This window comes from Hahella sp. HN01 (genome assembly GCF_018986435.1).
Lineage (GTDB): Bacteria > Pseudomonadota > Gammaproteobacteria > Pseudomonadales > Oleiphilaceae > Hahella.
Map to the genome: position 1 here is coordinate 96371 of NZ_JAHMIN010000015.1, position 25161 is coordinate 121531.

26 protein-coding genes are annotated in these 25161 nt (G+C 56.8%); 7 read left to right on the forward strand and 19 right to left on the reverse strand.

The features are described 5' to 3' along the window. Positions 1-84: 84 nt before the first annotated feature. The 19 genes from KP814_RS15910 to cysC all read right to left on the reverse strand — a co-directional run bounded on the left by KP814_RS15910 (position 85) and on the right by cysC (position 17673). Positions 85-654, reverse strand: a complete 570-nt coding sequence (locus KP814_RS15910) for a hypothetical protein (RefSeq protein ID WP_216737689.1) — start codon at positions 652-654, stop codon at positions 85-87. Positions 655-656: 2 nt separating this feature from the next. Further along, positions 657-1886 carry a type II secretion system F family protein gene (locus KP814_RS15915; protein WP_216737690.1) on the reverse strand — a complete coding sequence of 410 codons (1230 nt, stop codon included), beginning with the start codon at positions 1884-1886 and terminating at the stop codon, positions 657-659. 1 nt (position 1887) lies between these two features. Next, positions 1888-3624 carry a GspE/PulE family protein gene (locus KP814_RS15920; RefSeq protein ID WP_216737691.1) on the reverse strand — a complete coding sequence of 579 codons (1737 nt, stop codon included), beginning with the start codon at positions 3622-3624 and terminating at the stop codon, positions 1888-1890. 34 nt (positions 3625-3658) lie between these two features. Next, positions 3659-4978, reverse strand: a complete 1320-nt coding sequence (locus KP814_RS33425) for a tetratricopeptide repeat protein (protein ID WP_216737692.1) — start codon at positions 4976-4978, stop codon at positions 3659-3661. Then, positions 4975-5823, reverse strand: coding sequence for an ExeA family protein (locus tag KP814_RS15930; protein WP_216737693.1), 849 nt, complete (start codon positions 5821-5823; stop codon positions 4975-4977). The genes KP814_RS33425 and KP814_RS15930 overlap by 4 nt, the downstream gene beginning before the upstream one ends. Positions 5824-5841: 18 nt before the next feature. Next, positions 5842-7527 (reverse strand): pilus (MSHA type) biogenesis protein MshL, encoded by a 1686-nt coding sequence (mshL, locus tag KP814_RS15935; protein ID WP_216737694.1) that lies wholly within the window; start codon positions 7525-7527, stop codon positions 5842-5844. A gap of 2 nt (positions 7528-7529) precedes the next feature. After that, the gene (locus tag KP814_RS15940) at positions 7530-7901 is read right to left on the reverse strand and encodes a general secretion pathway protein GspB (RefSeq protein WP_371824064.1); all 372 of its coding nucleotides are present in this window, start codon (positions 7899-7901) and stop codon (positions 7530-7532) included. Then, a complete protein-coding gene (locus KP814_RS15945) occupies positions 7894-8532 on the reverse strand; it encodes a type II secretion system protein M (RefSeq protein WP_216737696.1) in 639 nt (212 codons plus the stop codon). Before KP814_RS15945 ends, KP814_RS15940 begins: the two co-directional genes overlap by 8 nt. Next, the gene (locus KP814_RS15950; RefSeq protein ID WP_216737697.1) at positions 8529-9218 is read right to left on the reverse strand and encodes a hypothetical protein; all 690 of its coding nucleotides are present in this window, start codon (positions 9216-9218) and stop codon (positions 8529-8531) included. The genes KP814_RS15945 and KP814_RS15950 overlap by 4 nt, the downstream gene beginning before the upstream one ends. Beyond that, positions 9218-10147 carry a hypothetical protein gene (locus KP814_RS15955; protein ID WP_216737698.1) on the reverse strand — a complete coding sequence of 310 codons (930 nt, stop codon included), beginning with the start codon at positions 10145-10147 and terminating at the stop codon, positions 9218-9220. Before KP814_RS15955 ends, KP814_RS15950 begins: the two co-directional genes overlap by 1 nt. Before the next feature lie 407 nt (positions 10148-10554). After that, positions 10555-11400 carry a sulfotransferase gene (locus KP814_RS15960; protein ID WP_216737699.1) on the reverse strand — a complete coding sequence of 282 codons (846 nt, stop codon included), beginning with the start codon at positions 11398-11400 and terminating at the stop codon, positions 10555-10557. Beyond that, positions 11393-11974, reverse strand: a complete 582-nt coding sequence (locus KP814_RS15965; protein ID WP_216737700.1) for a serine acetyltransferase — start codon at positions 11972-11974, stop codon at positions 11393-11395. The genes KP814_RS15960 and KP814_RS15965 overlap by 8 nt, the downstream gene beginning before the upstream one ends. Positions 11975-11983: 9 nt before the next feature. Beyond that, a complete protein-coding gene (locus KP814_RS15970; protein WP_253938417.1) occupies positions 11984-12583 on the reverse strand; it encodes a serine O-acetyltransferase in 600 nt (199 codons plus the stop codon). A gap of 22 nt (positions 12584-12605) precedes the next feature. Then, complete coding sequence (locus KP814_RS15975; RefSeq protein ID WP_011399865.1) at positions 12606-12857, reverse strand: acyl carrier protein; 252 nt, start codon at positions 12855-12857, stop codon at positions 12606-12608. Positions 12858-12931: 74 nt separating this feature from the next. Beyond that, entirely contained in the window at positions 12932-13513 is a 582-nt protein-coding gene (locus KP814_RS15980) for a chorismate lyase (RefSeq protein ID WP_216737701.1), read from the reverse strand. 29 nt (positions 13514-13542) lie between these two features. Next, on the reverse strand, positions 13543-14982 hold the full coding sequence (locus tag KP814_RS15985; RefSeq protein ID WP_216737702.1) for a class I adenylate-forming enzyme family protein: 1440 nt from the start codon (positions 14980-14982) through the stop codon (positions 13543-13545). A 17-nt stretch (positions 14983-14999) separates the two neighbouring features. Next, positions 15000-15809: a glycosyltransferase family 2 protein gene (locus KP814_RS15990; RefSeq protein WP_216737703.1), complete on the reverse strand. Its 810-nt coding sequence runs from the start codon at positions 15807-15809 to the stop codon at positions 15000-15002. Positions 15810-15869: 60 nt separating this feature from the next. Next, positions 15870-16934: a GHMP kinase gene (locus KP814_RS15995; RefSeq protein WP_216737704.1), complete on the reverse strand. Its 1065-nt coding sequence runs from the start codon at positions 16932-16934 to the stop codon at positions 15870-15872. Between the two features lie 76 nt (positions 16935-17010). Then, positions 17011-17673, reverse strand: coding sequence for an adenylyl-sulfate kinase (gene cysC, locus KP814_RS16000; RefSeq protein ID WP_216737705.1), 663 nt, complete (start codon positions 17671-17673; stop codon positions 17011-17013). Between the two features lie 461 nt (positions 17674-18134). Here cysC and KP814_RS16005 point away from each other — a divergent pair, with 461 nt between their 5' ends. The 7 genes from KP814_RS16005 to KP814_RS16035 all read left to right on the forward strand — a co-directional run bounded on the left by KP814_RS16005 (position 18135) and on the right by KP814_RS16035 (position 25160). After that, on the forward strand, positions 18135-18551 hold the full coding sequence (locus tag KP814_RS16005; RefSeq protein ID WP_216737706.1) for a hypothetical protein: 417 nt from the start codon (positions 18135-18137) through the stop codon (positions 18549-18551). Next, entirely contained in the window at positions 18548-19825 is a 1278-nt protein-coding gene (locus tag KP814_RS16010) for a glycosyltransferase family 4 protein (protein WP_216737707.1), read from the forward strand. Before KP814_RS16005 ends, KP814_RS16010 begins: the two co-directional genes overlap by 4 nt. A gap of 213 nt (positions 19826-20038) precedes the next feature. After that, a complete protein-coding gene (locus KP814_RS16015; protein ID WP_216737708.1) occupies positions 20039-20614 on the forward strand; it encodes a serine O-acetyltransferase in 576 nt (191 codons plus the stop codon). Positions 20615-20624: 10 nt separating this feature from the next. Continuing rightward, positions 20625-21203, forward strand: coding sequence for a metal-dependent hydrolase (locus KP814_RS16020; RefSeq protein WP_216737709.1), 579 nt, complete (start codon positions 20625-20627; stop codon positions 21201-21203). Beyond that, complete coding sequence (locus KP814_RS16025; RefSeq protein WP_216737710.1) at positions 21200-22321, forward strand: efflux RND transporter periplasmic adaptor subunit; 1122 nt, start codon at positions 21200-21202, stop codon at positions 22319-22321. Before KP814_RS16020 ends, KP814_RS16025 begins: the two co-directional genes overlap by 4 nt. 7 nt (positions 22322-22328) lie before the next feature. Next, on the forward strand, positions 22329-23696 hold the full coding sequence (locus tag KP814_RS16030) for a TolC family protein (protein WP_216737711.1): 1368 nt from the start codon (positions 22329-22331) through the stop codon (positions 23694-23696). 3 nt (positions 23697-23699) lie between these two features. Then, a complete protein-coding gene (locus tag KP814_RS16035; RefSeq protein WP_216737712.1) occupies positions 23700-25160 on the forward strand; it encodes a flippase in 1461 nt (486 codons plus the stop codon). Position 25161 lies beyond the last annotated feature (1 nt).

Genomic DNA, 25161 nt, shown 5'->3' on the forward strand with positions numbered 1-25161 from the left:
AGTTGTCCCTCCACGAGAACATATAAGCTTTTAATCAAGTATAGACGCCAAGTTATTCTTCTGTTTGTAAAATAGTTAAATATTTCAATCGTTATCAGCGCTTTTACGTTGTATGGACAGCCTCACTTCGCCGCTTTCGGCGTTATACAGCAATGAAAAAAAATCCTTCCCCTGTACGCCGACCTGATAGGCGCAAACCGTGCCTACCGCCAATGCCTCCACCTTCTCCTGCAACGCCGCCTCTGTTGCGCCGCTGCGGCGCAACAGCAGCGTGGAGTACAAACGCCGACAGCTTTCGTCCGTCATCGCCGCCGCTATGGGATAGCTATCGCCAACGTCTACCGGCCAACCCTGCGCGTTCATTCTCAATACGCCGCCGCCCTGCTCCTGGAAATCTTCGGGACTGAAGTCAGACCCCACCGCCAACGTCCCTAATTCAACTGAATCTGAGCGCCCTCCATTCGCCAGCCAGGCGGTATGAGCCAGCCGCAGGCTGGTGAGAAACGCTGTCTTCAATTGTTGCGCGCGCACCTCGCCAGCGTTATCCACCAGGTTGTCCATGGAGCGCAGAAAAACCGCTATCAGCACTGCGATCAGCGCCCCAATCAACCATATCTCCACTCGCAGAAACTGGCTCAGCCAACGTCCCGCCATGTTTATTTACCCAGCGCCGCCTGACCCAGACTCCACATGGGCAGAAACACGCCCAGCGCCAGAATCAGCACCATCACGCCCATCACCACTAACAGAATGGGCTCAATGGATTCCGCAAGTCGTTTAAGGGAGTATTCGATTTCCTCGTCATAGAAATTCGCCACTTCCACCAGCAGACTGTCTACTGAGCCGGTTTCTTCTCCCACCGCCAGCATCTGCATGACCAATGGCGAGAACATGTTGGTGGCCCGCGCCGTACGCACCAGCGTATCGCCGCGCTCAATACCATTGCGCATGTCGGCAATAGCGGAGCCCACATATTTGTTGTCCACCGCTTCAGCCACCAGCGTCAGCGCAGAAGTGACCGGCAGCCCCGCCGCGAGCATCATGGAGAAATTGCGGGAGAACCGGGATAACGCCACCAATTCAAACAAAGGACCGACGATAGGAATGCGCAGCTTGAAGCGGTCCCAGCGATAGGCGCCCTGAGGCGTTTTTTTCCAGCGGATGAATCCGTAAATCGTCGCCGCCAMCCCCGCCGCCACAAACCAGCCGTAATTGATCAGAAAGTTGGATGTCGCCACCAAAATCTTGGTGGGCAGCGGCAGGTCGGCGCCGAACTTGGCGAACACGCCAGCGAAGGCGGGAATCACGAAAAAGTTAACCACCAGCAGTGCGATGGTGATCGCCACCACCACCATGATGGGATATCGCACCGCCTGCGCGACCCGCTTACGGGTATCTCGCTCCAGCTCGATATTTTCCCCCAGCTGACGAAATGACTCTTCCAGTTGCCCGGTGTTTTCTCCCACCAGAATCATGGAAACGAACAACTCGTTGAAGGTGCGGGGATGAGCGCGCATGGCGGTGGCCAGATTCACCCCGCCCTCCAGACGCCGCGCCACATCGTCCAGCACTTCCGCCAATGTCTCAGAGCGCGTGGACTCCGCCAACCCGCGTATAGCGCGAATAATAGGAATACCGGCGCGACTGAGCGCATGCATCTGACGACAGAGAATCACCAGCTCATCCAGCGTCACTTTTTTACGGAAGATGGGCAGTTTTTTCAGCCATAGCAGTACATCGGTTTGCGCTTCCTGCTCCTGAATGCTGGTGGGCGTCACGCCTTTGCGCAGCAGTTCATTGGCCAGCGCTTCCCGGTTAACGGCTTCCTGCACGCCTTCGATCAGCGCGCCCTTGCTGTCCCGCCCTTTGAATGCAAAATTCGCCACGTCAGCTGAACTCCAGATGGCTCGGTGAGTGCGGCAGATCGCCCAGCGACGCCGAAATGCGGAACACTTCATCCAATGTGGTGACGCCTTCCCGCGCATAGTCCAACGCACTCAGCGCCAACGGGCGATAATGCAGCGAGCGTCTGGCGGCGTGAGTAAAAGCGCTTTGGTCATTTTTGCGCAACGCGTCCAATAGCGCGTCGCTCATTTCCAGTAATTCGTAGACCCCGATACGACCGCGATAACCGGAGTTGCCGCATTGATAACAGCCTGCGCCTTTGAAGAAATGCGCCGGCAAGGACTCCTGCGTCATGGCGTGCAGCCAGATTTTCTCCTGTTCACTGGCCTGATAAGGCTGCTTGCAGTTATCGCAAATGCGTTTCACCAGACGCTGCGCCACCACCGCCGTCAACGCGCTGGCCACCAGATAGGGTTCAGCGCCCATATCGATCAGGCGCATGGCGCTGGAGATGGAGTCATTAGTGTGCAATGTGGAAAGCACGAAGTGGCCGGTCATGGCGGCGCGTAAACCGATTTCAGCGGTTTCCTGATCCCGCATTTCCCCCACCAGCACTACATCCGGGTCTTGCCGCAACGCCGCGCGCAGCACTGACGCGAAGTCGAGTCCGATTTTTGGATTCACCTGCACCTGGGTCACCCTAGGCAGGCGGTATTCCACCGGATCTTCCGCCGTGATGACCTTCACTTCCGGCCGATTCAGTTCCGTCAAGGCGCCGTACAGCGTGGTGGTTTTACCGCTACCGGTAGGCCCGGTCACCAGCAGAATGCCATGGGGCCGTTTGATCAGAATGCGCAGTCTGTCCAGCAGCTTTTTCGGCATTCCTGTGGCTTCCAGGTTCAACATGCCTTCGGTCTGATCCAGCAAACGCATTACCACCGACTCGCCATACTGCACCGGCATGGTGGACAGACGCACGTCAATGGAGCGGCCTTTCACCCGCACGTTAAAACGGCCGTCCTGGGGCAGACGTTTTTCGGAAATATTGAGGCCGGACATCAGTTTCAGGCGCAACACCAGCGCTGCGTTGACGCGCCTTTCCTTCATCACCTGTTCGTGCAGAACGCCGTCGATACGCTGACGTAAACGCACCACATTTTCGTCCGGCTCGATGTGAATATCCGAAGCGCGCGCCACCACGGCGTCTTCAAATATGGATTGCAGCAGGCGCACCACCGGCGCCTCGGTGTCATCGCCTCCCGCCGCCAGTTCCGCCAGGTCAAAGGCGTCTTCGCCCAGCTCGTCTTCCAGCTCGCCGGCGATACTGGCGATTTCCTCCGTGCGCCGATACACCAGATCCAGCGTGTCCAGCAGCTCGCTTTCGCGCACAACCGCCTGGCGCATGGGTTGTTTCAGCACCCGCACCAGTTCGTCGTAGCCGAAGATATCCATAGGATCGGACATGCCTACCAATAATTCTCCTTTCTCTTCCGACAGCACAATGGCGCGGAAACGGCGCGCCGCGGTTTCCGGCAGGCGTTTGATCAGTTCCTGATTAAACTGGTAATGGCGCAGTTGCACGAAAGGAATACCCATTTGCTGCGACAAGAAACGCAGCAGGCTATCCTCGTCCATATATCCCAGGTCAATCAGGGTACGGCCGAGCTTGCGGCCAGCCTTTTTTTGCTCGCTCAGCGCCGTCATCAATTGCTCTTCCGTGATGACGCCGTTTTGCACCAGCAAATCGCCCAAACGTATTTTCTTTTTCGGTTCGACCATAATTACTCTCTATCTCTCCGCTGCGCTTGCGGTGTCAGCCGCCCCCGCCGCCCGGCTCCAACTGCTGGATGCGGCGGCTGGCGTACTGCGCCAGAGTCGTCTGTAATTCCGGATCGCCCACCGCCTGACGGTAGGCTTGCAATGCGGATTGGCTGCGCCCGGTCTGATCCAGGGCGATGCCCAGCCCCGCCCACCAGTCGCCTTTGTGGGGATGGGCTTCGATCAGAGCGGCGTAGGAAGCAATAGCGTCTTCATAACGACGCGCCTGTTGGTAAAGGCCAGCCAACAGGCTGTGGTAATCCGGCGCCGCCTCCACTTTTGGGGCCTCGCTTTCCAGCAGCGCGATGGCCTGCGCCGCCATCCCCGTCGCCGCCAGAGTGCGCGCTTTCATCAACTTAAAGTCCACGCTGCTGTAGGCGTCAACGCTCTGCATTACTTGCAGCGCCTGAGCGTAATCGCCGCCGCCGATCAACCAGGTCGCCAGCTGAAAACGGCTGGCTTCATGTTCAGGCATCGACGTCAGCAACTCCCGCAAACGTTGTTCAGCCGCCTCAACCTCTCCCTGGCGATAAGACTCCCGCGCCTGCTGCAGCGCGCGGGCGGCGATTGCTTCCGGGGTTTGCGAGGGCGCGATATTCATGGCGGCTGCCGAAGGCGCGACCTCTTCAGCCGAGGCAGCGGCAATATCTATGTGGCGAGTTGGCGTAGCCGGCTTTTCCGGCGCCAGTTCCGGTCTCACCGCCAGCGGCGCAGGCGTCTCCAGTGTATTGCGAGAAGTCCTCACCGTGCCGGCTTGCGCCTTGGGTTCGGTATCAGCCATGGCGTTATTCGTCGTCGCTTCACCAATTACCGGGCTTTCCTGCTTGACGGTGGGAGGCCTTTTCGGCTTCACCATGGGCGGTAGCGGATCTTTTTCGACGATCACAATGGGTTGCGTTTGTCGCGCCGGTTCCTGAGCGTATTGCGGCGTCGCAACGACAGGCTGGGAAGCAGGTTCCGGCAGCGTTTCTCTGATCGGCGGCGCAACCTCTGCGACGACAGGCGTATCCAATTCCGTCACTTCCGGTGGAGCTGGAGTCTCTATCCTGTGATCAGGCGGAGTTGGCTTCTCGTCCTGCGCCGACAACGTATTCACCATCGCCACCTGAGACACCACTGGCGTCGGCGGTTCCGATGACGCTTTCATCCACCAGTAACCACCAGCCAGTCCCGCCGTCACCAGGGCCAACGCAAGCACGCCTGGCCAATGCCGGGTCGCGCTGGGGGGCGTCTTCTGTAGGCTGTGAGGCACTGACGTCCGCGGCGCCGACTCCCGTTTATCCAGATCTCTAAGCACATCGTTGAGTAAGCTCACGCCCAACCTCCCAACCAGGCGAACCGGAGCGGACGGGCGCTTTCCGTATCTTTCACCGCACGCCGCACATGGCCGGGCGCTACAGTTTTATCGCCATCGCCGTAGGCGGCGAGCATGGCCTTATGCGCCAGTACGTTCACCAACCTGGGAACGCCTCCGCTACCGCGAAATATGAGCTTGGCGGCGTCGGCGCGAAACAGGCTGTCGCCGTTGTAGCCGGCGGCCATCAGGCGATGCCGTAGATATTGCTCCACCGAATATTTATCCAGCGGACGGATATATTCCTGAAACGTGATGCGTTGCTTCAGCTGCCGCAATTGCGGCTGCGACAGCATGACGTCCAGTTCCGGCTGCCCGAACAACACGACTTGCAGCAACTTTCGCGATTCGGTTTCCAGATTGGTCAGTAAACGCAATGCCTCGATTGTCTGCTCGGGCATCGCCTGCGCTTCGTCAATCACCAGCACAACGCGCCGACCTTCCGCGCAATGGGCGATCAGCTGTTCGTTGATGAGCTTCAGCAATTGATGGCGACCGCCGTTCAGCTCGCCCAGATCCACCTGCAGTTCGTCCGCCAGGGCCAGATAAAGGTCCTGTGGCGACAGGCGCGGATTGGGGATGTAGGCGGAGACATAATCGCCATCGAGAAAATTCAACAAGCGGCGGCACAGCAGGGTTTTCCCCGTGCCCACCTCGCCGACGACTTTGATAAAGCCTTCCATGCTCTCCAGCGCAGCGCGCACCGTTTCAAAGGCGTTACGGTGAGTGGACGCGTCCAGATAAAAATGCGTATTGGGCGTGAGGGAAAACGGCGCCTCGCGCAATCCGAAATGTGTTTCGTACATACGCCCTCCTTTCGCCGGTCAGAATTGCTCGCTCGCCCGGTGTTGCAGTTTTTCCATGCGCTGGCGACTGCCGCGCAGATCCTGACGGTAGCTTTCGCTGTCGGCGATAATCGGCCGGATCAGGATCACCAGTTCGCTCTTGAGTTCGGTATCGCGTTTCTGTCTGAACGCCTGCCCCAGCAGCGGGATATCCCCCAACAGCGGCACTTTCGCCTGCGTTTTTTCCGTCATGTTGCGAATCAGGCCGCCAATCACCACCACTTGCCCATTGCGGGCCTTGATCACACTGTCGGTCTCCCGCACGGAACTGAACGCCAGCGGCAGCACCAGATCATTAGAGCCCAGAGAGATAGTCTTGGTCTGATCCTCTACGTCGCTCACCGTCGGATGCACATGCAGCGTTACGTCGCCGTTCTCGCCAATCTGTGGCGTAACGTCCAGGGCGATGCCAGAGAAAAACGGCGTGATCTCCACTTCCGAAATAAGGTTGCTGGTTCCGCTGGTGGTGGTGGCGTCGTTAGTCTCGATACCCGTGACGAAGAACTCGTCATCCCCTACCTTGATTACGGCTTTCTGGTTGTTGATAGTGGAAATGCGCGGGCTGGACAGCACCTGCACTGTGCCCTGCTCGCCCAGCAACTGCAGCAGCGTCGTGAAGTCGTTAATGCGCAGCGCTGCGCTGAAGACGCCCTCAAATCCCGGGTTAGTGACGCTTCGGGAAGTCTGCCCCAAAGTCAGGCTTTTGGTGGGATTGCCGGAAGCGTCCACTTTGGAAGTGAATTCATCGAAATAGGACCAGTTCACGCCTTGCTCAAAGCCTTTGTTCAGCACCACTTCCAGAATTTTTACTTCCAGAACCACCTGCCGCTGCATAATCAGCTGAGCTTTATCTAGATACTCCTCCACCGCCGTCAGTTCGCTCGGCGTCGCCCGCACCACCACAATGCCCGCGCCGCCGTTCGTCACGACTTTACGGCCCTCTTCATTACCGACGATCGTAATCAAAGTCTCCTGCAAGGCGGTCCAGAAATCCGAATCGGTTTGAGTAGTGATGCGCGACAATACGGCATTGGCGGAGCCGCCAGAATTATTGCTGTTGTTGTTACTACTACTGTTGCTGGAGCTGCTGGAAGAAGAGCCCGAAGAGTTGGACAGCTGCCCGGAGCTGACCATGATGTCCGACGCGCCCTTGCGTTTGACGTTCAGGTAATTGATCTGAAAAATGCGGGTTTGCACGCCGCCGGGCAGAACTTTGAACAGATTGCCCTTGCGCTGGTATTCAAAGCCATAGAGCTGCTGGACGATTTCCATCACTTCATCCAGGGTGACGTTTTTCAGGTCCAGGGATATCGCCCCTTCCACTGCGGGATGCACCACCATGTTGTAGCCGGTGCCTTTCACCAGTCCCATGAAGAAATCTCTGGCCGGCGCGTTATTGACGGTGATGTCAAAGCGCTCCGCCGCCTGCATCGTCTCAGCCGCCGGCATGGTCGGCAGCAGCGCCTGCATGACGTCCGGCGGCGGCGCGGGCTGCTGCGCCTGCGCCATGGTCTCTTCGGCTTCCTGCATCGCCTGCCCGATCGCCTGCGCGCTGGTCGGCGGCGGCTCGGGTTCATCCTTCTTGGGCGTAGCAGGCTGACTGGCGCACGCCGCCAGGCCGAAGCCGACCCAAACTGACAACAAGGTCCGCCAAAGACTTCTCATTCTTATCTCCGAATAGTCAGCGCATCCTGGGACGCGCCTTGCACACTTTCGTACCAGCGCTGACCGCGCCAGTCCAATAACACCCTGCGCGCTTCGATTTTCACCACGCGCACGGAGCCGGTTTGTTGTCCTTCCGCCAGGGCCACGCCGTTAATCGTCGCCACCTTGCGGGAGGAGGAATACAGGATCGAATCCACACTGATCGCCGGACGACTGGGCGCCCCGCTGACCATCACGCCATCCGCGCGCCATCCCATGGGCCGGGTGGGGTCCGCCAGCACTTCGCCATCCGGCAGCCGGAAGCTCTCTGCGCGGCCAAACATCGCAACGCCCAACAGCAATAGACCCAGCGACCATTTTTTTACGTCAAACACCCAGCCACCTCTCATCCAGCCCCAGAGTCTCGAATTCCAGCGTCACTTCCGCCCTGGGATAGGCGTCCACCTTGTAATCCATGTCCACAATGCGTAGACGGGATTCATTGCGCTCAATCTTTTGAATGTATTGCAGGGTGTCGAAGTAGCCGCCGGTGAGCACTACTTTCACCCGGTGACTGAACAACACCGCGGCGGCCTCGCCTTCGCCATGCTGAATTTTCCGCGGCGGCAGCTTGGCGACGGCGACCACTTGCAAACCGGGGTGCTTGCGCAACAGCTCCATCAGTAACTCAGGCATTTCTTCCGGGGCCACCAGACGGGAAAGGCTTTGCTTTAATCGTTCCTGGCGGGCATTGAGCTGGTTGCGCAAACGCTCGTTCTCTTTACGCAGCGCGGCGTCCGGATCTTGCGCCAATTGCTTGCGCAGCACGTCCGCCTGAGCGCTAAGGTCCAGCAGCTCCAGATTGGCGGCGGCTATCGCCTGCTCCGCCGAGCGATTGCTGCGCCACAGCGGGTCCCAGGCGAACTGGGCGTACAGCAATATCAGCGCGACAATGACTGTCGCCAGCAGGATGGCTCTTTCCCGCAAGCTGAAGCGGTTCACCCGGAAGATCCATTTCTTCATCATGGCTGTTTGCCTCCCGCGCTGACCACGGGTTGATTCAGCGCACGGCCGCCCGCCGCAGGACGGGACGCCTGCGCTTCCGGCTCAGGCGTCTCCACATAGGTGTCCACTTCGAATAACCGGGCGCTGGCGCTTTCCTGTTCCGGCTTCAAGGTCAGCATATTGAAGGCGCGACCGCGTAACGCCGGCTCATCTCCCAGCGCCTGCAGATAGGCGGGAAGTAAGTCCGGTTGCACGGTGGTCCCGCTGAAAATCAGACGTTCGCCTCCTTGTTGAATCCGAATGCGCTGCAACCACAAAGGTTCCTGGCGATGCCGCGCCAGAGCGATCATCAGTTCACTGTAAGACATGGCCCCGCCGTCCGCTTTCAGGCCGGACTCCAGCGCCGCCAGCAGCGCCTCCGTGTTCTGCATTTGCAGACGCAGACGGTCATTGTCCGACTGCAGCCGGGTATCTCTGGCGCGAGCTTCGAGTTGCTTGCGCATGCTGTCTATTTCCCCCCCCAACGCCTGCTTGCGGGATTCGGCGGTTAACTGGCTCATGGTCACGTCGGCGCTGCGCCATACCAGATAGCCGGTGTAACAGCCGCATAACACCATCACCGCCACTACAGCGGCGATCATCACAGGGATGGAGAGCGGATCTCGCCGCGGGCGAAACTCATCTACGTATAAGTTGACCTGCTGCATCAGACGCTTTTCCTTCCCCCGCCGGCTTTGCGCATGGCGCCGCCGCAGGCCACCCAGTGAATGGCCGACGCGAGTTGATCGTCCGGCAGTCCGACTTTGTCCTCCTGCAAGGTCTGCACGGTCAGTCCGAGCGCTTCATCCAACTGCGACAAAAGCTCCGCCTCATTCACCACGGAGCCCGCCATCAGTCGGCGGGGGGGCGCCTGGCCCATCTGGCTTTCGAAATAGTCAAAGGAGCGCTGCACTTCCAACGCCAGTTGCTGACCCACCCAGGATTTACGCTCAGGGTCGGCCAGCGCTTCCATGTCCGCATCGAGACGACGGGACAGGTAGACAGAGCCGTTTTTGATTAACAGCATAAGGCCGGTGTTTTCCCGCATCATCATCAGACCAAGGGATTTGCCGTCTTCTTCGAAAGGCTGCGCCAGATTGCGCAGCGCCAGCTCCGTGATATCGATGGAGGACAACACCAGACCGCTGTCGTTGATGACGCGGATAAGTTCTTTCAGCAGGGATTTACGGGCGGTCACCACGTTGATTTGGGCGGGTCTGCCGCGCAAGGCGTCGCTGGGATATTCGAAAACATCGATAATGGCGTCGTCGATGGCGTAATCCAGCAGGTCTTTCACCTTCCAGCGCACCGCTTCCCGCAGTTCGCTTTCCTCAACGCTGGGACGTTCGATTTGATGCAGGGCGTACATTTCCGGCGGCAACACCAGATTGCAGGCCATTTTTTCCAGTTTGCGCTCGCTCACGAAAGCCTTGAGCGCGGCCGCCCGCTGCGCTGCGCGGGCGTCCAGATAGTCGATGACGCGGATTTGTGATTGCCCGCCGGCCGGCTCCGAGACGGCGATAGCCATTCCGTCCGGCCTTACTTCAATGCCGACCAGCCCTTTTTTGCCTTTGGAAAAGGAAAGCCATGAAAGCAATCTAATACCTCGTTTTAAGCGCCAACAGCCGCATCACAGAGTGATATTTAACGGCCGGTATCCTTACAACGGGCACACTGATCCTAGTTTTTACATAACTTCAGCTTAGACCACTAACTTATTGTTGCAAATGTAAAAGTGTAAAAAAGGATTTGACAAAAACGGCGCTTTCCGGGCGTCACGAACCGTGAAATGCGACGTCATTTAAGGGCTTTCAGCCAGGTGAAGAATGCGCGTTTTGAACCCACCTTGCGATGGCCGTTTCACCGCGCGCTATCCACAGAACGTTAGGCTTCGCCGGCGGCATGCAGACGGCCACGAAGGCCTGCGCACCGGAGCCGCAACAAAAAAGGGGCGCCGCCGCGCCCCTTGAAAGCCCTTACGGGCGAAGATGCAAACAAGAGTTCTTACTGCCAGGCCGACAGATTACTGCCGGTCAATTCGGCGACGAATTTCTTCTCGCCGGAGTAGTAGCTGCTGAGCACTTCCCGGCTGTCCGGGTCGATTTTCGGCAGCGGTTTGGAACTCACATTCAAACGCCTCAGCAGCTCAGGCACGCCGGTGCGCTTGATAACTTCCGTCAGACGGGTGTAGCCGGATTTGGCCAGCATTCGATAGGTGCGCACCATAATGTTTTCCAGAAACAGAAAACGGTAGGAACGCGCCTGATTTCTGCGCTGCTCCACGCCTTCGGGCAGGAAGTTCACATCCTGGCAGCCGAGGAATTCGTAGACTTCGCGAAAGCCTCTGGCGTAATCCTTGTTGAAATCCTCCAGCACGATGATTTTGATCTGTTCCTTGGGGAAGCTCGCAAAAAAAGGCTCCAGGTACTGGGTGTAGCAGCCGAACTTCAGGTGCTCTTCATTGCGGATAAACTCCGCGAATGAGGTGCTGCCGGCGATATCGCCTTTGCGGATAGCATGTAGGTAGTCGGAAAACGTGCGCTGCACCGGATCGCGCACAATCGCGATGATCTTGGCCTCTGGAAAATGGCGGCGTATGCGCTCCGCCGTTCCCGGCCGATACATGTACGTCACCGAGAATTCTCCCTTCAACAGGTGGTCATCGCTGCCTTTGAACTGCGACTCATACCAGGCGAATTCATGCTGATCGTACAGGTCACTGAAATAGTTAATTTCTTTCGGGTTGCCGTCGAATATTTCCGGGTGTTGCACCAGATTTTCGAAAAACCAGGTGGACCCGCATTTTCCTGAACCGATGCCGATAAAGTCGACGTTGAATGGTTTAGCCATGTTGCGCCATCCTCTCCTTGGGCTCTTCCACTTTTTCCTCAGTCTTCATGGGAACGATGCGCGCGGGGTTGCCAATGGCGATCGAGTTGGCGGGCACGTCCGTGATCACCAGACTGTTCGCGCGCACCACCACGTTATCGCCGATAGTGACGTCACCCAGCACTTTGCATCCGGGTTCCAGAGTGACGTTATCGCCAATGATCGCCAGACGCGGTTTGCCGCGAATATTGCCGACGGTCACGCCTTCATACACGGTGAAGTTCTCGCCGATCTCCTCCGCCAATACAAAGATGCCGGAAAAATTGCACACCACCATGCCCTTACCGATCCTCGCGTAGCTCTGGATGCTGATGCCGGTGAACATTTGCACCAGATAAAACAAAACGAAGTACGCTACTTTCAGCAGCAACGACAAGGGTTTGAATTTGACGGCGCCCGCCTGTCTTCCGAAGCGATACACCATCCCCGCGAGCGTCCCTCTGTGCGGCAATGCGCGCAGACAATTGGCGGTGGAGGCGTCGCCGTATAGCAGCTCCGCCTTGCGCCTCACATCCTGTTTAATGTTCGTTATCATGTTCCGTCTTCAGTAATTAACCACCTTCTTGCCTTCCCGCTTCTCCGCCATCCAGTTGGTTTCCCGGGAGATAATGCGGGCGGGGTTTCCCATCACCGTGCAGTTGTCCGGCACGTCGGAGATCACCACCGAGTTGGCGCCGACCACGACGTTATCGCCGATCTTCACACTGCCCAACACCTTGGCGCCGGCGCCGAGAAACACATTGTTCCCCAGCTTCGGCGGCTCCGGCTGTTCACGCAGGTGACCTGTAGTCACGCCCTGGAACACGATGCAGTTGCTGCCGATTTCGCCTTCGCTGATGAAGATGTTGGAAAAGTTGTGAATGACGAAGCCCGGGCCGATTTTGGCCTTGGAGGGAACGTAGATGCCGAACCCCAGCACCACCAGAACCTTGCCGAGGGCGTAGGGAATATACAGAGGAATGCGCAACAGAGCGGGCTTGATGGTGCGCGCCCAGCTCCCGTAACGATAGACGATGACGGCGATGGTGCCCGGCTCCAGAAAGACCCGCACGTTACGGGTAAACCAGCTTTTCTGGCTGAGAAACCATTGCTGCTTGAATTTGACGTCCGCCTTGATCAGGCTGAAAAGTCCCATCTTATGCATAAGTCCTTTTGCTGTCCGTTGCTCAGACGCCGGCGGATTCCGCTACGCATCCCGCCACATAGGTCGCCATGGCGCCGAAGGTGTCAAACGTTTCCGGCTCCAGACTTTCGCTGTCGATCTCGATATCGAACTCTCCCTCCAACGCCACAATCAGTGAAATGCGCTGAATGGAATCCAGATTCAGGGGTTCGTCGAGACCCACTCCTTCATAATCGACGCGGGTGACGCCACCTACGACTGACTTCAAGCGTTCTAGCGTATCCGATTGGCTCATATTATTTTCTCCATGTTCACTTCCGTTTAAGCCTTTGTTTCCGTAACCCTTTCTGCGGACTGCGCGGTGAAGCGTCAGCCCTTTTTGATATACAGGCGGTAGGGGAATTTCTCCGTCACCTGGATCACCGGGTTGTGACCTACATAGATATAGTAGGTGCGGCAGATCAGTTCTCCGCAGTAGTAGCTGGAGCTGCCCGGGACCACTTCCTGTTTGATTTCGCGGTAGATGTCCGCGACCTGACGATAGGTTTCCAGACCCATTTCCCGCAGCAGCTCGCCAATACCGATTTTACCCTGAAGTAATTGATCGCTGATTTGCTCGGGAAGGTCTTGGGTTTTGATGATTGAGGTGGCGTAGGCGTATATGTCGCCGCTGTCCACGCCGCGAATGCAGACGTTGCGTCGCAATACGGTGTCGCCCTTGTAGCAGGACATTTCCTCCAGATCGTCTTCCAACGCCTGTTCGCTCTGGCCGAGTTGCTCGACCATCAACGGCTCCCAATAATAGGCTTCCAGTGTTTTGGTCACAGTGCCGTCGGTGACCAGAAGCGTCCGCAAAATCGGCGGCATCGCAGCGATGTCGAGACTCTCATCGCGCTTGTTGGTAATGATGCCGCCAGCAATATATCCCTTTGCTTTAAAACAATCTAACATGCTCTCCACCTTGTACTTAACTTTGCGGATTAAAGATACTTCCTGAGCACTTTGCCCAGAGGACTCTTTGGAATTTCGTCTACGAATTCGATAATTTTCGGTGTTTTGTAGGCCGCCAGACGCTCCGCGCAGCAGGCCGCCACCATCTCCCTGGTGACGCCGACGCCGGCCTTCACCGCCACCTTGACCATCTCGCCGTACATCCCGTCGGGTTTGCCCAAAGCCACCACTTCCAACACGCCGGGAATACGCCGGATCACTTCCTCGACATCCGCGGGATCGACTTTGTGACCGGCCACATTGATCATCAGTTTTTTGCGTCCAACGATGACCAGATTGCCTTCCTCATCCAGCCGCCCCAGGTCTCCCGTATGGTAACCGTCTTTGCGGAAGGTTTCCGCACTTAATTCCGGCAGCCCCCGGTACTCATAGGTCATGGCTGGGGAGTCGATCACCACTTCGCCTTCCTGGCCTGCGGCCACAGGCGCTCCCTCATCGTCAATCAAACGGATAACGGAGCCAGACACCGGCTTGCCGACGGAGCGAAAGTTAGCGGCCGAAACATGCGCATTCACCGCCGCGGCGCCAGTTTCCGTAGAGCCATATAACTGCCCCAGAGGAATACCGAAGGCCTCGCGGAAGCCGGTGAATATGTCTTCCTCCAGCGGCGCTCCAGCCGTATACGCCAAACGCAATCGGCTCAAATCCGGCGCCTGCCTGAATGGCGTCATCGCCATCATTTTGCACATAAACGGCACGGAAGGCAGCAAGGTCGCCTGATATTCCGACACCAGCCGCATCATTTTTCGCGCATTGAACTCGCCGTGATGAATCAACAAGGTTCCGCCATTCATCAACGCCGCCAGGAAACAGTTGCCAAAGCCATGAGCGTGAAACAGCGGCACGCTGCAGGCGATGACGTCTTCATGGGTGATTCTCAGCGTCACGGCGGAGCCCTCCACTTCCGCCAACACCTGCGCCTGCGTGCGCACTACCTGCTTGGGCGCGCCGGTGGAGCCGGACGAGAACATAATGACGGCGTCCGCCGCTCCTGGATAACGGACTTCCGGGGCGGCCTCATCCGTCACTGGCAACCCGTCATCCAAGCCAATCACGCAACGGGCCATCTCAGCGGGCAGCTTCGCTTCCGCGTCAGGAACGACAAAGGCGAAGCGCACTCGGGCGTTGTCGAGGTACAACGCAGTTTCCTCCTGCGTGTAAGCCACGTTTAACGGTAACAGTACGCCGCCGTTGGCCCAGACCGCCAGCGAGGTCGCCACAAAGTAAATCGAGTTGGGAACCAGCGCCGCCACCGCCTCGCCGGGACCGACGCCGGCCGCCCGCAGTTCGCGGGCGTATCCGACGGCGGCGCTGATCATTTCGCGATAACTGTAGGAAGTCTCGCGCCAGACAACGGCTTCCTTTTCGGGAAACCGTTGCGCCTGCTCAACAAAACGTGCAAATAACATATGCTTACGACTTCACTCTATGCTTTGGTTTGCAGCTCTTTATAGCCGGTGGCCTTCAATTTGCCGTAGAGATTGAACAGCTCCACAAACGCCTTGAAGATAACTAACGGATTGGCGCCGGTGGCGGAGCCTGACAACCTGGGATAGTGACTCACGGGCACTTGCTTGATCGTACAGTGCATCATGCCCGCCTGAGCCAGAATCTCCGTGTTGATCATGGCGCCTTCCGCCTCAATCCGAATGCTCTGGATAAAATCGCGCCGGAAAATCTTGAAGGCGCAATCAATATCCCGCACCCGAATACCGAACAGATAGCGCACCAGGGTTCCCCAACAGTAAGCGTTCAGCTTGCGATGCCAGGGATCGGCGCGCTGCGCCCGGTAACCCACCACGATGTCGTAATCGTTGATGTGCCGCAGCAGCAGGTCGACTTCCTCCAGGTCGAACTGGCCATCGGAATCCGAGAAGAAAATAAAATCCCCTCGCCCCGACTTCAGACCGGTCCTGACCGCGCCGCCATATCCCTTGTTCTGCACATGGTGAATGGGGCGCACTTCCTCATGCTCCTGACGCAGGCGTTCGAGGATATCCCGCGTGCCGTCGGAGCTGCCGTCGTTGACGACAATGATCTCTACGGTTTCAAAATGCCTTTTAAACGCTCCTATCGCCTTCAGGACCGTCATTTCTATATTCGTTTCTTCGTTATAGGCGGGGAATACGACAGATACGCTAGATAATTTTTTATTTTGCGCGGAAACCGAAGCTTCCGTCTGGGCATCCTCTGTGGGCGCCTTATCCACCTTACGTAATATGATGTCCGCTTCCATTGAACTGTCCTTTGTTTCGCTGGGTTATTCCATTCCGGCGTTTGCTTAACCACCCGTAAATCACGCAGCCAGAAATTTGTCCTTAGTGAACACCGTTTGCGGCGTTCGCAGCTCACGGGAACTGCGCCAGGACTGCACGCCAGATAGTTCAAAGTTGAAAGACATCACTTCCACGCCGGCTTTCACCAGCGCTTCCATCACCCGACGTTTACGGGTGGACTCACAATAGAACATCATGAAGCCGCCGCCGCCCGCGCCGCTGACTTTACCGCCCAGGGCGCCGGCTTTAATCGCGTCTTCATAAATCTGGTCGAGTTGACCGTTGGAAATGGTCGCCGCCATTTTCTTCTTCTCTTGCCATGCGTAATCCAGCAGCTTGCCGAATTCATCCGGGCGACCGGTCAGCAGCGCTTTTTTCATTTCCACTGCATGCGCCTTGAGGTTGTGCATGGCGTTCAGGCTCGCCTGGTCGTTGCGCTCTACGTTCTTGACCTGAGACTCGATGATGCGCGAAGACAACCGGTTCTTTCTGGTGTACGCCAGAATCAGGTTGTATTCGAGTTCATGAATAACCCAGGGGTCGATGCGCAGCGAGTTGACGATGACATGGTCTTTCTGGAACTCCATGAAGTTGAAGCCGCCGAAAGCACTCGCGTACTGATCCTGCATGCCCCCCAGAATCCCCAGATCGCCGCGCTCGATTTCGCAGGCGCGTCGGGCGATGTCGTAAGGGCTTAACGCCAGGTTTTTGAGTTCCCGGAAAGCCCCGATCAACGACACCACCATGGCTGACGAAGAGCCCAGACCGGACCCTGGCGGGGCGTCATTGTGGGTGACGATGCGTAAACCGGCGGAACCTTCGTAAAAGCGCTTGATCACGCCTTTGGCCAGATCGCTCTCGCCATTGAATTGAAGGTCCTTGTTGGCTTTGATGCGAGTGATGCTTTCGAAATCCTGCGAGTAGATTTCTATTTGCGGAACTTCCCGCAACTCCAGATGGGTGTATGCGTATTTGTTTATGGTGACATTCAGAACATTGCCGCCATATATGTCGGAGTAGCTGGCGATATCGGTGCCGCCTCCGGCGAAGCTGATCCTTAGCGGAGCTTTTGATCGGTAAAACATAAAGTAGTCCTTTCCCTAGTTTTGTAACCTAATCATCTTGAATACGTCCAGTTACAACAAACTGCAGTCCTTGCGCTCAAGAAGCGCGATACAGTGTTGCGTCCCTTTCAACAATAAATTGCTGTGCAATGAGATAACCGATAACCCTCTCCACGCATTCGGACAGGGATACTGCATCAGTATTCAGAGTCAATTCCGGATTGACTGGCGGTTCATAAGGAGAATCAACGCCGGTGAACTTTTCGAGACGACCCGCGCGGGCTTTCTTGTACAAGCCTTTGGGGTCGCGATGTTCACAAACGTTGAGAGGCGTCGAAACATGGACCTCGACAAATTCGCCGGGCTCCAGCATTTGACGCACCATTTTTCTATCTTCGCGGAAGGGGGAGATGAAAGCGCTCAGAACGATCATGCCGCTGTCGACAAACAGCTTGGCGACTTCGCCTATTCGGCGGATGTTCTCGACCCGGGATTCGTCGGAGAAACCCAGGTCTTTGTTCAGCCCATAACGGACGTTGTCACCGTCCAACAGATAGGTGTGGCGCTGCAAGTCAAACAACTGCGCCTCCACTGCATTGGCGATCGTGGATTTGCCTGCTCCGCTAAGGCCGGTGAACCACAGTAGACAAGGCTTTTGCGTCTTGATGGACGCACGCTGGGATTTACTGATTTTATGCTGATGCCAGACAATGTCGGCGCAGACGTCATTCCCAGACTTTATTGTATATTCCTTAGCCACCGTCGTACTCCTGAAGCCATGTGCGAAACGCAAATCCGCGTTCATTTCCTTATCCGTGGGAGCAATCTCAGCAGAGTAAAGCAGCAGCCCAATGTCCTCAGCGAGGCAAAAAGCATGCCCGAGCAAGGCGCAAAACAGGGAAAAAACGCAGATGACGCTTATATGACAGTCAGAGGAAATCGCGAAGCCGACGGGCGCCGGTTACGACCTGAGCAAATAAAGAGCTGTTTTATCTTCCACTTAAGACCGGTTTAACGATGGTCTACGCGGGAAGAAGTCGAGATAGGAGATCACGACTTTGAGCCTCCGCCTCCGTATAAAACACCGAAAAAAAATGAATTTTTTCTCACGTACCGGAATGAAAACAGCCCGATTTTTACCTCAATTTTTGATTCATTTGAGGGCGCCGATAGAGAAAAAAGGGCAGCCGCTTATGCGCTAGGTGTAAAGAAAATAATAAGATGAATGTCGATTCAGTTTACGCTTTGGCCACTTTCTCTGTTCACTTATTAATCTCTGTAAACATTCCCGATACTTTTAACGACAAACGAAACCGGAACCGTCAATATATTTTACACATTGTTTTTGCACCACTTTTGACCACCCGGTCAGCTTATTCGCGATATCCCGCGCCACAAAAGGGTTTCCGGGCCATAGCCTCTATACATCGGGTATTTCGGCGAGAAAAAGCCGGCGTCAAAAAGGAGAATTTGCGCTCATTTATCGTCATCACCACGGGTTTTCATTTTACAAACCTGTCATCCTGCCCCTCCTCCTTTGGCTCGAATATTGCCTTTTTCGGAGTTAATAGCAGGTTAAACCTGTTTGCTTTTCAGCCAGGATCTACGTCACTTTTAGAAGGAATGCATACAAAGTGAAGCCAGAAAAAAGGAAATTTAAAATCGCCATGGTGGCGGCCTGCCCTTTCCCCGCCAATCATGGATCGCCAGCCTCCATCAGGGAAATGTCGGAAGCGCTGGTGAACCTGGGCAATGAAGTCCATATCGTCACCTACCCTATTAAAGAGGACATTCCCGTTGTCGGGCCGCACATACATCGGGTGCGGGTTCCGGGTTTCAAGAAAAACGCCATACGGGTTGGCCCTTCCCCGGAGAAGTTTCTGTTCAACCCGCTGATGGTGTTCAAGCTCATACGCGTCATCCTCAAATACGATATCGACATTATTCACGCTCACAATTATGAAGGCGTGCTGATAGGCTGGCTGGCCAAACTGATCACGCGCCGGCCGTTGCTGTATAACGCGGTCAACAGCATGACCGACGAGTTGCCGACCTACGACTTCTTCAAAAACAAAGATTTCGCCCGCAAGCTGGCGACTTTTCTGGACAAAACCCTGCCCTTCAAAGGCGACCATGTCACTGCAGTGTCTGATGATCTCAAACACTTTCTGGTGGAACTGGGCGTGGACGCGGACAAAATCACCGTACTGCCCGCCGGGGTCGTACCGGAGATGTTTGATAACCCCAATCCGGAGCGCATTTACGCCCGCCACCAGTTAAGCAAAGACGACCACTATCTGATTTACACAGGCAGTCTAGACGCCTTTCAGCGAATCGACTACCTGCTGGAGACAATGGCGCGAGTAGCCGCCCGCCGTAATGACGTGAAGCTGTTATTGGTCGGCAATATCTCCAACCCGGAAGCCCACCGCAAATACCAGCGCATGGCGGAGGAACTCGGCATCGCCCATCAGGTGTTGTTCTGTGATCAGGTGCCCCTGGATGAATTGCCGGACTATCTGGCGATCGCCGATGTGGCGGTGATTCCTCGTCCAGAGTGCCCGGGACATCCGGTGAAAGTCTTGAACTACATGTCCGCCGGCGTCGCCATCGCCGGCTTTCGCGGCGGCGCGAAAGGACTGACACATGAGAGCAATGCGCTGATCGTGGACAACCATGACTGCGACGCGCTCGCCGACGCGGCGATTCAATTATTGGACGACGACGCCAAACGCCAGCGTTTGGGACAAGCCGCCCGACAGGTCGTAGACAAGTTCTACACCTGGCGGCAATTGGCGCAAGGCATTGAAGTGCTGTACGAACATTTGTATACGGGAGGAGAACGCGCGCCCAAGGAAAAGCTGCGTGAGTTCATTCTGGAGACCTACTCTCCAAACGACGTAAGATCTTGAAGTGTATAAAAGGAATGTAGTGCGGCAAGGGAGCGAACCGTCCTTTTCCAACGTCATTGAAACGCTGGCGCGAATGCGCGGATTCTGGCAATCTGCGCATTCGCCCACATGCAACGGCGAAGCCGGCGTCCGCGTCACGCCGGTGGGGCCTGGCGTCAGCGCCAGCCCAGGGAACAGGCTCTTGCAGCCGATTTATATGGAGGTTAGGTAACCATGGCCGGTTTACTGGCGGCGGATATCCGCAGGAAGCGTTCACACTATGTGCGCATCGACAATTTCGTCAACAAGTACCTGAAAATCACGTTCCAGCTGGGCACGCTCTATCTGTGCTCGTACCGTCTGGGACACTACGCCGCGCGCACGCGCAATCCCTTGTTGAAGCTGGCGGCGTGGCTTTTATATTTCCCGACCGAGTTTCTGCTGGGCTCCATTACCGGCATTCGCATTCCTCCCCGGGTCGCTATCGGCCCCGGTCTGGTCATCCATAATTTCTCCGGCGTTTTTATAGACGCAGAAATTGTAGGCGAAGACTGCACCGTCAACCAATGCGTCACCGTCGGCCCGGACTATCAACGCAAAGGCCGTCCCCGACTGGGCGACAATGTCTTTATCGGCTCTGGCGCCAAGATTCTGGGAGACATCACCATCGGCGACAATGTGGTAGTCGCCTCCAACGCGCTGGTGATCGACTCAGTTCCGGATAACTGTACTGTCGTCGGCGCGCCAGCCCGGATCGTTTCGCGCAACAACACCAGCAGTTATCTGAAGTTCAAGCAGCCCAAGAGTTGACGGCGTACTTATGGCGACCACTGTGGCCCACGCACTTTGCGGTATCGACTGTCTCCTGGCGGCCCATGCGTTGCGCGGCGGCGCGCCTATGCCCGGAGCCGCCGCGCTGGCGTTTTTCGCTCTGCTCGGCAATGCGCCGGATCTGGATATGCTGGTCGGATATGTCATCAGCGGCGACCATCTTGCTTATCACAGTCGCGCATCTCACGCGCCCGCGACGTTACTGGCTGTAGCCGCCTTATTGGCGTGGCCGCGCTGGAGACTGCTGGCGCTCTGGCCTGGCTACACGCAACGCTTCGCAGTGATAGCCTGCGCCCTGCTCAGCCACACCTTGCTGGACTTTTTCACCGGCCCGCAACGGGGGCTGTACAGCAGCTTTGGCGCGCCGCTGCTTTGGCCGTTAAGCGATGCGCGTATCTCCGCGCCGTTCACTTTATTGATTGGACCTCACCACGACACCCTGGCCCGCTTTATCGGCTGGCGCAATGTGTGGGCGGTGGCGTCCGAGTTATTGCTGTTCGCGCCGCTCACCTGGTTGCTTTGGCGACAGGCGCGCGGGGCCCGCAACACCATAGAAGGATTCAAATGACTGGACGCATGCTGAACATCATGAAGCGCAATTTCGTATTTTCCATCTTCATCGTGGCGATCGTCGGATTGATCGGCTTCCTGCTGCTGTCCGCCAAGAAGCATATGGAAATTACCAATACGGAAATCGCCCGCAATGTGGGGAACGCCGCGCCAGTAGAACTGCACAAAGTCGGCGCAGGCGACGTCACCTCCCGCTTCGCCGCCACCGCCGTCGCCACGGAAGGGGTTTCCGTCGCGATACGTCCGCAAATCGAAGGCGCTATCAGGGCGCAACCAGTCAAACTGGGCGATCTGGTGGTCGAGGGCCAGGAGCTGTTCCGGCTGGACGACACGCTCTATAAATCCAATTACACCCTGGCGAAATCCCTGGTGGAAAACCGCAAAACCTTGCTGGACTACTACAGCGCCAACCTCAGTGAAATGAAGAGTCTGCTGGAAGGCGAATATGTTTCTCAGGAGCAGTATAAAACCGCGTTTCTCAACTTCACCCAGTCGCAAAGCAGCCTCGCCGAAGCCACTCACCAGTTTAACAACGCCAGCCAGGAGCTTAAGCAAACGCAAGTGGCTTCGCCGATATCCGGCGTCGTCAGCGAAGTGAAGAGTTTTCCCGGCGTCTATATCAAGAAAGGCGAGGAAGCGCTGGTCATCAATTCCATCGACCCGATTCTGTTCAAGATTCTGCTGCCGGAAAAAGAACTGGGCAACTTCTCACTGGGCAAAGCCGTGGATATCCGTCTGTCGGCCTTCACCAGCACCACCCTGCACGGAACAATCTATCGGGTGGACCCTGAATTGGATGAAAGCCAGGGCGCCGCCCGGGTCTACGTGCAGGCGCCCAATCCCGAGCTGATCGTGAAGCCCGGCATGACCGGCACGGTGTATCTGGAGCAGAACAAAAACACCGTGCGCATTCCTTCCATCGCCCTGATCAATCGCTTTGACGACGACGCGGTGGTGTTTCGGGTCAGCGAGTCCGGCGCCGCGGAATTGACCCCGGTGAAAGTAGGCATCTCCGGCGACGGCTATGTGGAAATCATTGAAGGTCTGCATGTGGGAGATGAAATCGTGGTGGCGGGACAGCAGAGTCTGAAAGCCGGCGATAAGGTAAAAGGATAAGGAATTCATGATGTCAGCCAGGTTGTCGCTATCACTCGCCACAGGCGTCTGCATGACGTTGAGTGCGGGAATTTGTCATGGCTTTGAAGACCGCCCCGAGTTTAAGGCCCTGTTGAGTAAGATGTGCCGCACCAGCCCGCAATTGCAGGTGCAGCGTCTGGAAATCGCCTCTTTGCGCAAAGAGTTTGAATACACATCCGGACAGGCATGGTATCCAGAAGTGACTCTGAGCGCAGGGCCGCAGTACTACGAAGGCGAATCCGTGGGGAACTTCGCCTTCGAGCAGAATCAGAGCGCCTTCATCGACTCAGACAATGAAACATCCGTCAGCGGACGCCGCACCGGGTTTGTGAATCAGGCCAAGGTGGCGCTGGACGCGCCGATCTACCGCAATAGCCGCTGGGTGGGACAGGAAACCGACGACGCCGCGATTCTGCGGCAGCGCATCGAGTATGAAACCGCCAAGCATCAGAAGCTGTTTCAGGAAAGCCTGCTGGAACTGGTGGAAGTGCTGGTCTCACTGCAACAGGCGCAACAACAGGAAATTCTGCTACGGGAACTGCTGGCGGACGCCCAGTCGCAACTGGACATCGCGCGCAATGCCGCCCGCGCCCGTCTGATTGAACGCTCAGATCTGCTGGAAGCGGAAGGCGCCGTCGCTGAACTGGAAGGCGAGCTGCAACAAACCGCGAATAACCGTGACTATCTGAGCCAGAAGTTCGCATTCCTGGCGCAAACCGCCGACGCCATGCCGACGCCGGACTTCAAACTGGAATCCCTGCCTCCCGCCGGAGACCTGGAAACCCTCGTCAATGCCGCGGAGAACAGCAGCATCGACGTCATCCTGCAGCAAACCCAACTCGCCATCGCCCGTCGCCAGTACGATCAGGCGCGTCACGATAACGGCGTGGCGTTCGGCTTGAGCGGTTCCGTCCGCGGGGTGGCGGACGAGGACTTTAGCGAGAGCAAGCATCTCACCACAGTGGGAGTCAGTCTTGAGGTGAAGCTGCAAGACACCCTGCGCGCCAGCGGCAAATCCCGCTATTGGGCGCTGCAGGTGGAAAAAGAACAGAGGCAGTTGGATCTGATCAGGGCGAATCAACGCATCGTCACCCTGCAAAATTATCGGGACTATCAACAGCAATTACTGACCCTGAAAAACTCACTCAGCGCCCTGGATCGCGCCAGATCCGAACTGGAGAAGAACCAGGAGCTGTTTCGACTGGGCAAGGTGGGCGTCAGTGAGGTAATCGAATCCCGTTCCGATATCCGACAAATTGAGCTGGGCAAATTGGACGCCTACGCCAAGCTGTGGCTGCTGCAATTCCGGCTGACGCCGGGCGCGCGATGGTCCTGCTCCGTAGAGGGAGATTAATCAATGTCTTCGAACAAGAAGATTTTCCGCAATATCATCGCCACCCTGCTCGGCGAGGGCGTGGGGGCGCTGCTCAACATCTACGTCATCGTCTTGATCGCCCGCACCCTGGGACCGGAATCTTTCGGCGACTTCGCCTTCATTCTGGCGTTTGTCGGCCTGTTGCAGCTGGTCACCGACATGGGCGTCACCAATCTGTTGGTGCGGGAAATCGCGCAGAAGGCGGAGCAATACAAGCATTTCTTCGGCAACGTGCGCCTGCTGGCCTGGGCGGTCACCCTGGTGGCCACCGCGCCCACCGCCGTTGTCTGTCTGCTGATTCTGGAGGACCGCGACTTCGGAATGAGTCTGTTCATTATGACGGTCGCCGCGTTGATCGTGTTTCACAGCGTGATCTATGGCGCGCTGTTTCGCGCCTTCGAGCGCATGGAATTCAACGCCGCCATTTTCGTCATCCACAAAGTGATTCTGTTGGCGCTCACCCTGTATTGGCGCGACCACGATCCCAGCATTCTGGCGCTGTGCGGTTACTATTTGCTGGCGAATGTCTGTCAGTTCCTGCTGTTTTACGCTTGCAGCCTGGCGGTTTTCAAACGCATTCCCTGGCGCTTTGATCCCGGCCTGTGGAAATACGTGCTTTTCGAGTCCGTTCCCATCGGCTTATCCATGATGTGTCGACGCGCCACCCTGCATGTGGACACCCTTATCCTGAAAGCGATGGCGGCGCCGCTCGCCCTGGGGCTGTTCAACGCCGCCTATCGGGTAATACAGATAATCGAAATGCTGCCGTTCACGCTGTCTATTCCGATCTATCCCAAACTGGCCCGCCTGGCGCTTGGCGATAAAGCGGAATTCAGTCGTTTTCTCAATCAGGTGTTGAAGTTCTACGCCATTCTGTCGCTGCCCATCGTGGCGTATGTGTTTGTCTTCGCCGAGGACATTATTGGGTTGATGTATACGCCGGAATTCGCCTCCTCCGCCAATATTCTGCAAGCGCTGGCGGTGGCGATCTTCTTTATCTTCCCCTCCTCCATCATGATTTACGTGTATTCCGCCATGGGACGGCAGCGTCTGTTCACGCTGATCTCCCTCGCCACCCTGGCCACCAACGCTATCCTGGATATTTTGCTGATACCACATCTGCACGCTTTTGGCGCAGCAGTGGGTACAGTGACCGCGGAAGCTTTATTTATCGCCGGATCGCTCTGGTTCCTGTATCGCCAGTCTGTGCCCGTGCAATGGGTGCGCATGTCTTACAAGCCGTTGCTGGCGGCGCTACTGGCGGGCTACGCGGTGAACGCGGCTTTCGCGTCCCCGGGTCTGCTGCAGTTTATCCTGGCGTCCTTGCTGTTCGCCGTCGCCTATCTGATTCTGATTCTGGTCAGCAAAACGCTGGATCAGCGCGAGCTGGCTTTCCTGGCGGCGCTGATCAAACGTCGTCCCGTCGGCAAAGGGGTGCAATAAG

Excerpts from the sequence above, each read along its gene's own strand:
- KP814_RS15910 (WP_216737689.1), bottom strand. The coding sequence starts at position 654 with ATGGCGGGACGTTGGCTGAGCCAGTTTCTGCGAGTGGAGATATGGTTG.
- KP814_RS15920 (WP_216737691.1), bottom strand. The coding sequence starts at position 3,624 with ATGGTCGAACCGAAAAAGAAAATACGTTTGGGCGATTTGCTGGTGCAA.
- KP814_RS15930 (WP_216737693.1), bottom strand. The coding sequence starts at position 5,823 with ATGTACGAAACACATTTCGGATTGCGCGAGGCGCCGTTTTCCCTCACG.
- mshL (WP_216737694.1), bottom strand. The coding sequence starts at position 7,527 with ATGAGAAGTCTTTGGCGGACCTTGTTGTCAGTTTGGGTCGGCTTCGGC.
- KP814_RS15945 (WP_216737696.1), bottom strand. The coding sequence starts at position 8,532 with ATGATGAAGAAATGGATCTTCCGGGTGAACCGCTTCAGCTTGCGGGAA.
- KP814_RS15950 (WP_216737697.1), bottom strand. The coding sequence starts at position 9,218 with ATGCAGCAGGTCAACTTATACGTAGATGAGTTTCGCCCGCGGCGAGAT.
- KP814_RS15960 (WP_216737699.1), bottom strand. The coding sequence starts at position 11,400 with ATGGCTAAACCATTCAACGTCGACTTTATCGGCATCGGTTCAGGAAAA.
- KP814_RS15965 (WP_216737700.1), bottom strand. The coding sequence starts at position 11,974 with ATGATAACGAACATTAAACAGGATGTGAGGCGCAAGGCGGAGCTGCTA.
- KP814_RS15970 (WP_253938417.1), bottom strand. The coding sequence starts at position 12,583 with ATGCATAAGATGGGACTTTTCAGCCTGATCAAGGCGGACGTCAAATTC.
- KP814_RS15975 (WP_011399865.1), bottom strand. The coding sequence starts at position 12,857 with ATGAGCCAATCGGATACGCTAGAACGCTTGAAGTCAGTCGTAGGTGGC.
- KP814_RS15980 (WP_216737701.1), bottom strand. The coding sequence starts at position 13,513 with ATGTTAGATTGTTTTAAAGCAAAGGGATATATTGCTGGCGGCATCATT.
- KP814_RS15985 (WP_216737702.1), bottom strand. The coding sequence starts at position 14,982 with ATGTTATTTGCACGTTTTGTTGAGCAGGCGCAACGGTTTCCCGAAAAG.
- KP814_RS15990 (WP_216737703.1), bottom strand. The coding sequence starts at position 15,809 with ATGGAAGCGGACATCATATTACGTAAGGTGGATAAGGCGCCCACAGAG.
- KP814_RS15995 (WP_216737704.1), bottom strand. The coding sequence starts at position 16,934 with ATGTTTTACCGATCAAAAGCTCCGCTAAGGATCAGCTTCGCCGGAGGC.
- KP814_RS16005 (WP_216737706.1), top strand. The coding sequence starts at position 18,135 with ATGAATGTCGATTCAGTTTACGCTTTGGCCACTTTCTCTGTTCACTTA.
- KP814_RS16015 (WP_216737708.1), top strand. The coding sequence starts at position 20,039 with ATGGCCGGTTTACTGGCGGCGGATATCCGCAGGAAGCGTTCACACTAT.
- KP814_RS16020 (WP_216737709.1), top strand. The coding sequence starts at position 20,625 with ATGGCGACCACTGTGGCCCACGCACTTTGCGGTATCGACTGTCTCCTG.
- KP814_RS16025 (WP_216737710.1), top strand. The coding sequence starts at position 21,200 with ATGACTGGACGCATGCTGAACATCATGAAGCGCAATTTCGTATTTTCC.
- KP814_RS16030 (WP_216737711.1), top strand. The coding sequence starts at position 22,329 with ATGATGTCAGCCAGGTTGTCGCTATCACTCGCCACAGGCGTCTGCATG.
- KP814_RS16035 (WP_216737712.1), top strand. The coding sequence starts at position 23,700 with ATGTCTTCGAACAAGAAGATTTTCCGCAATATCATCGCCACCCTGCTC.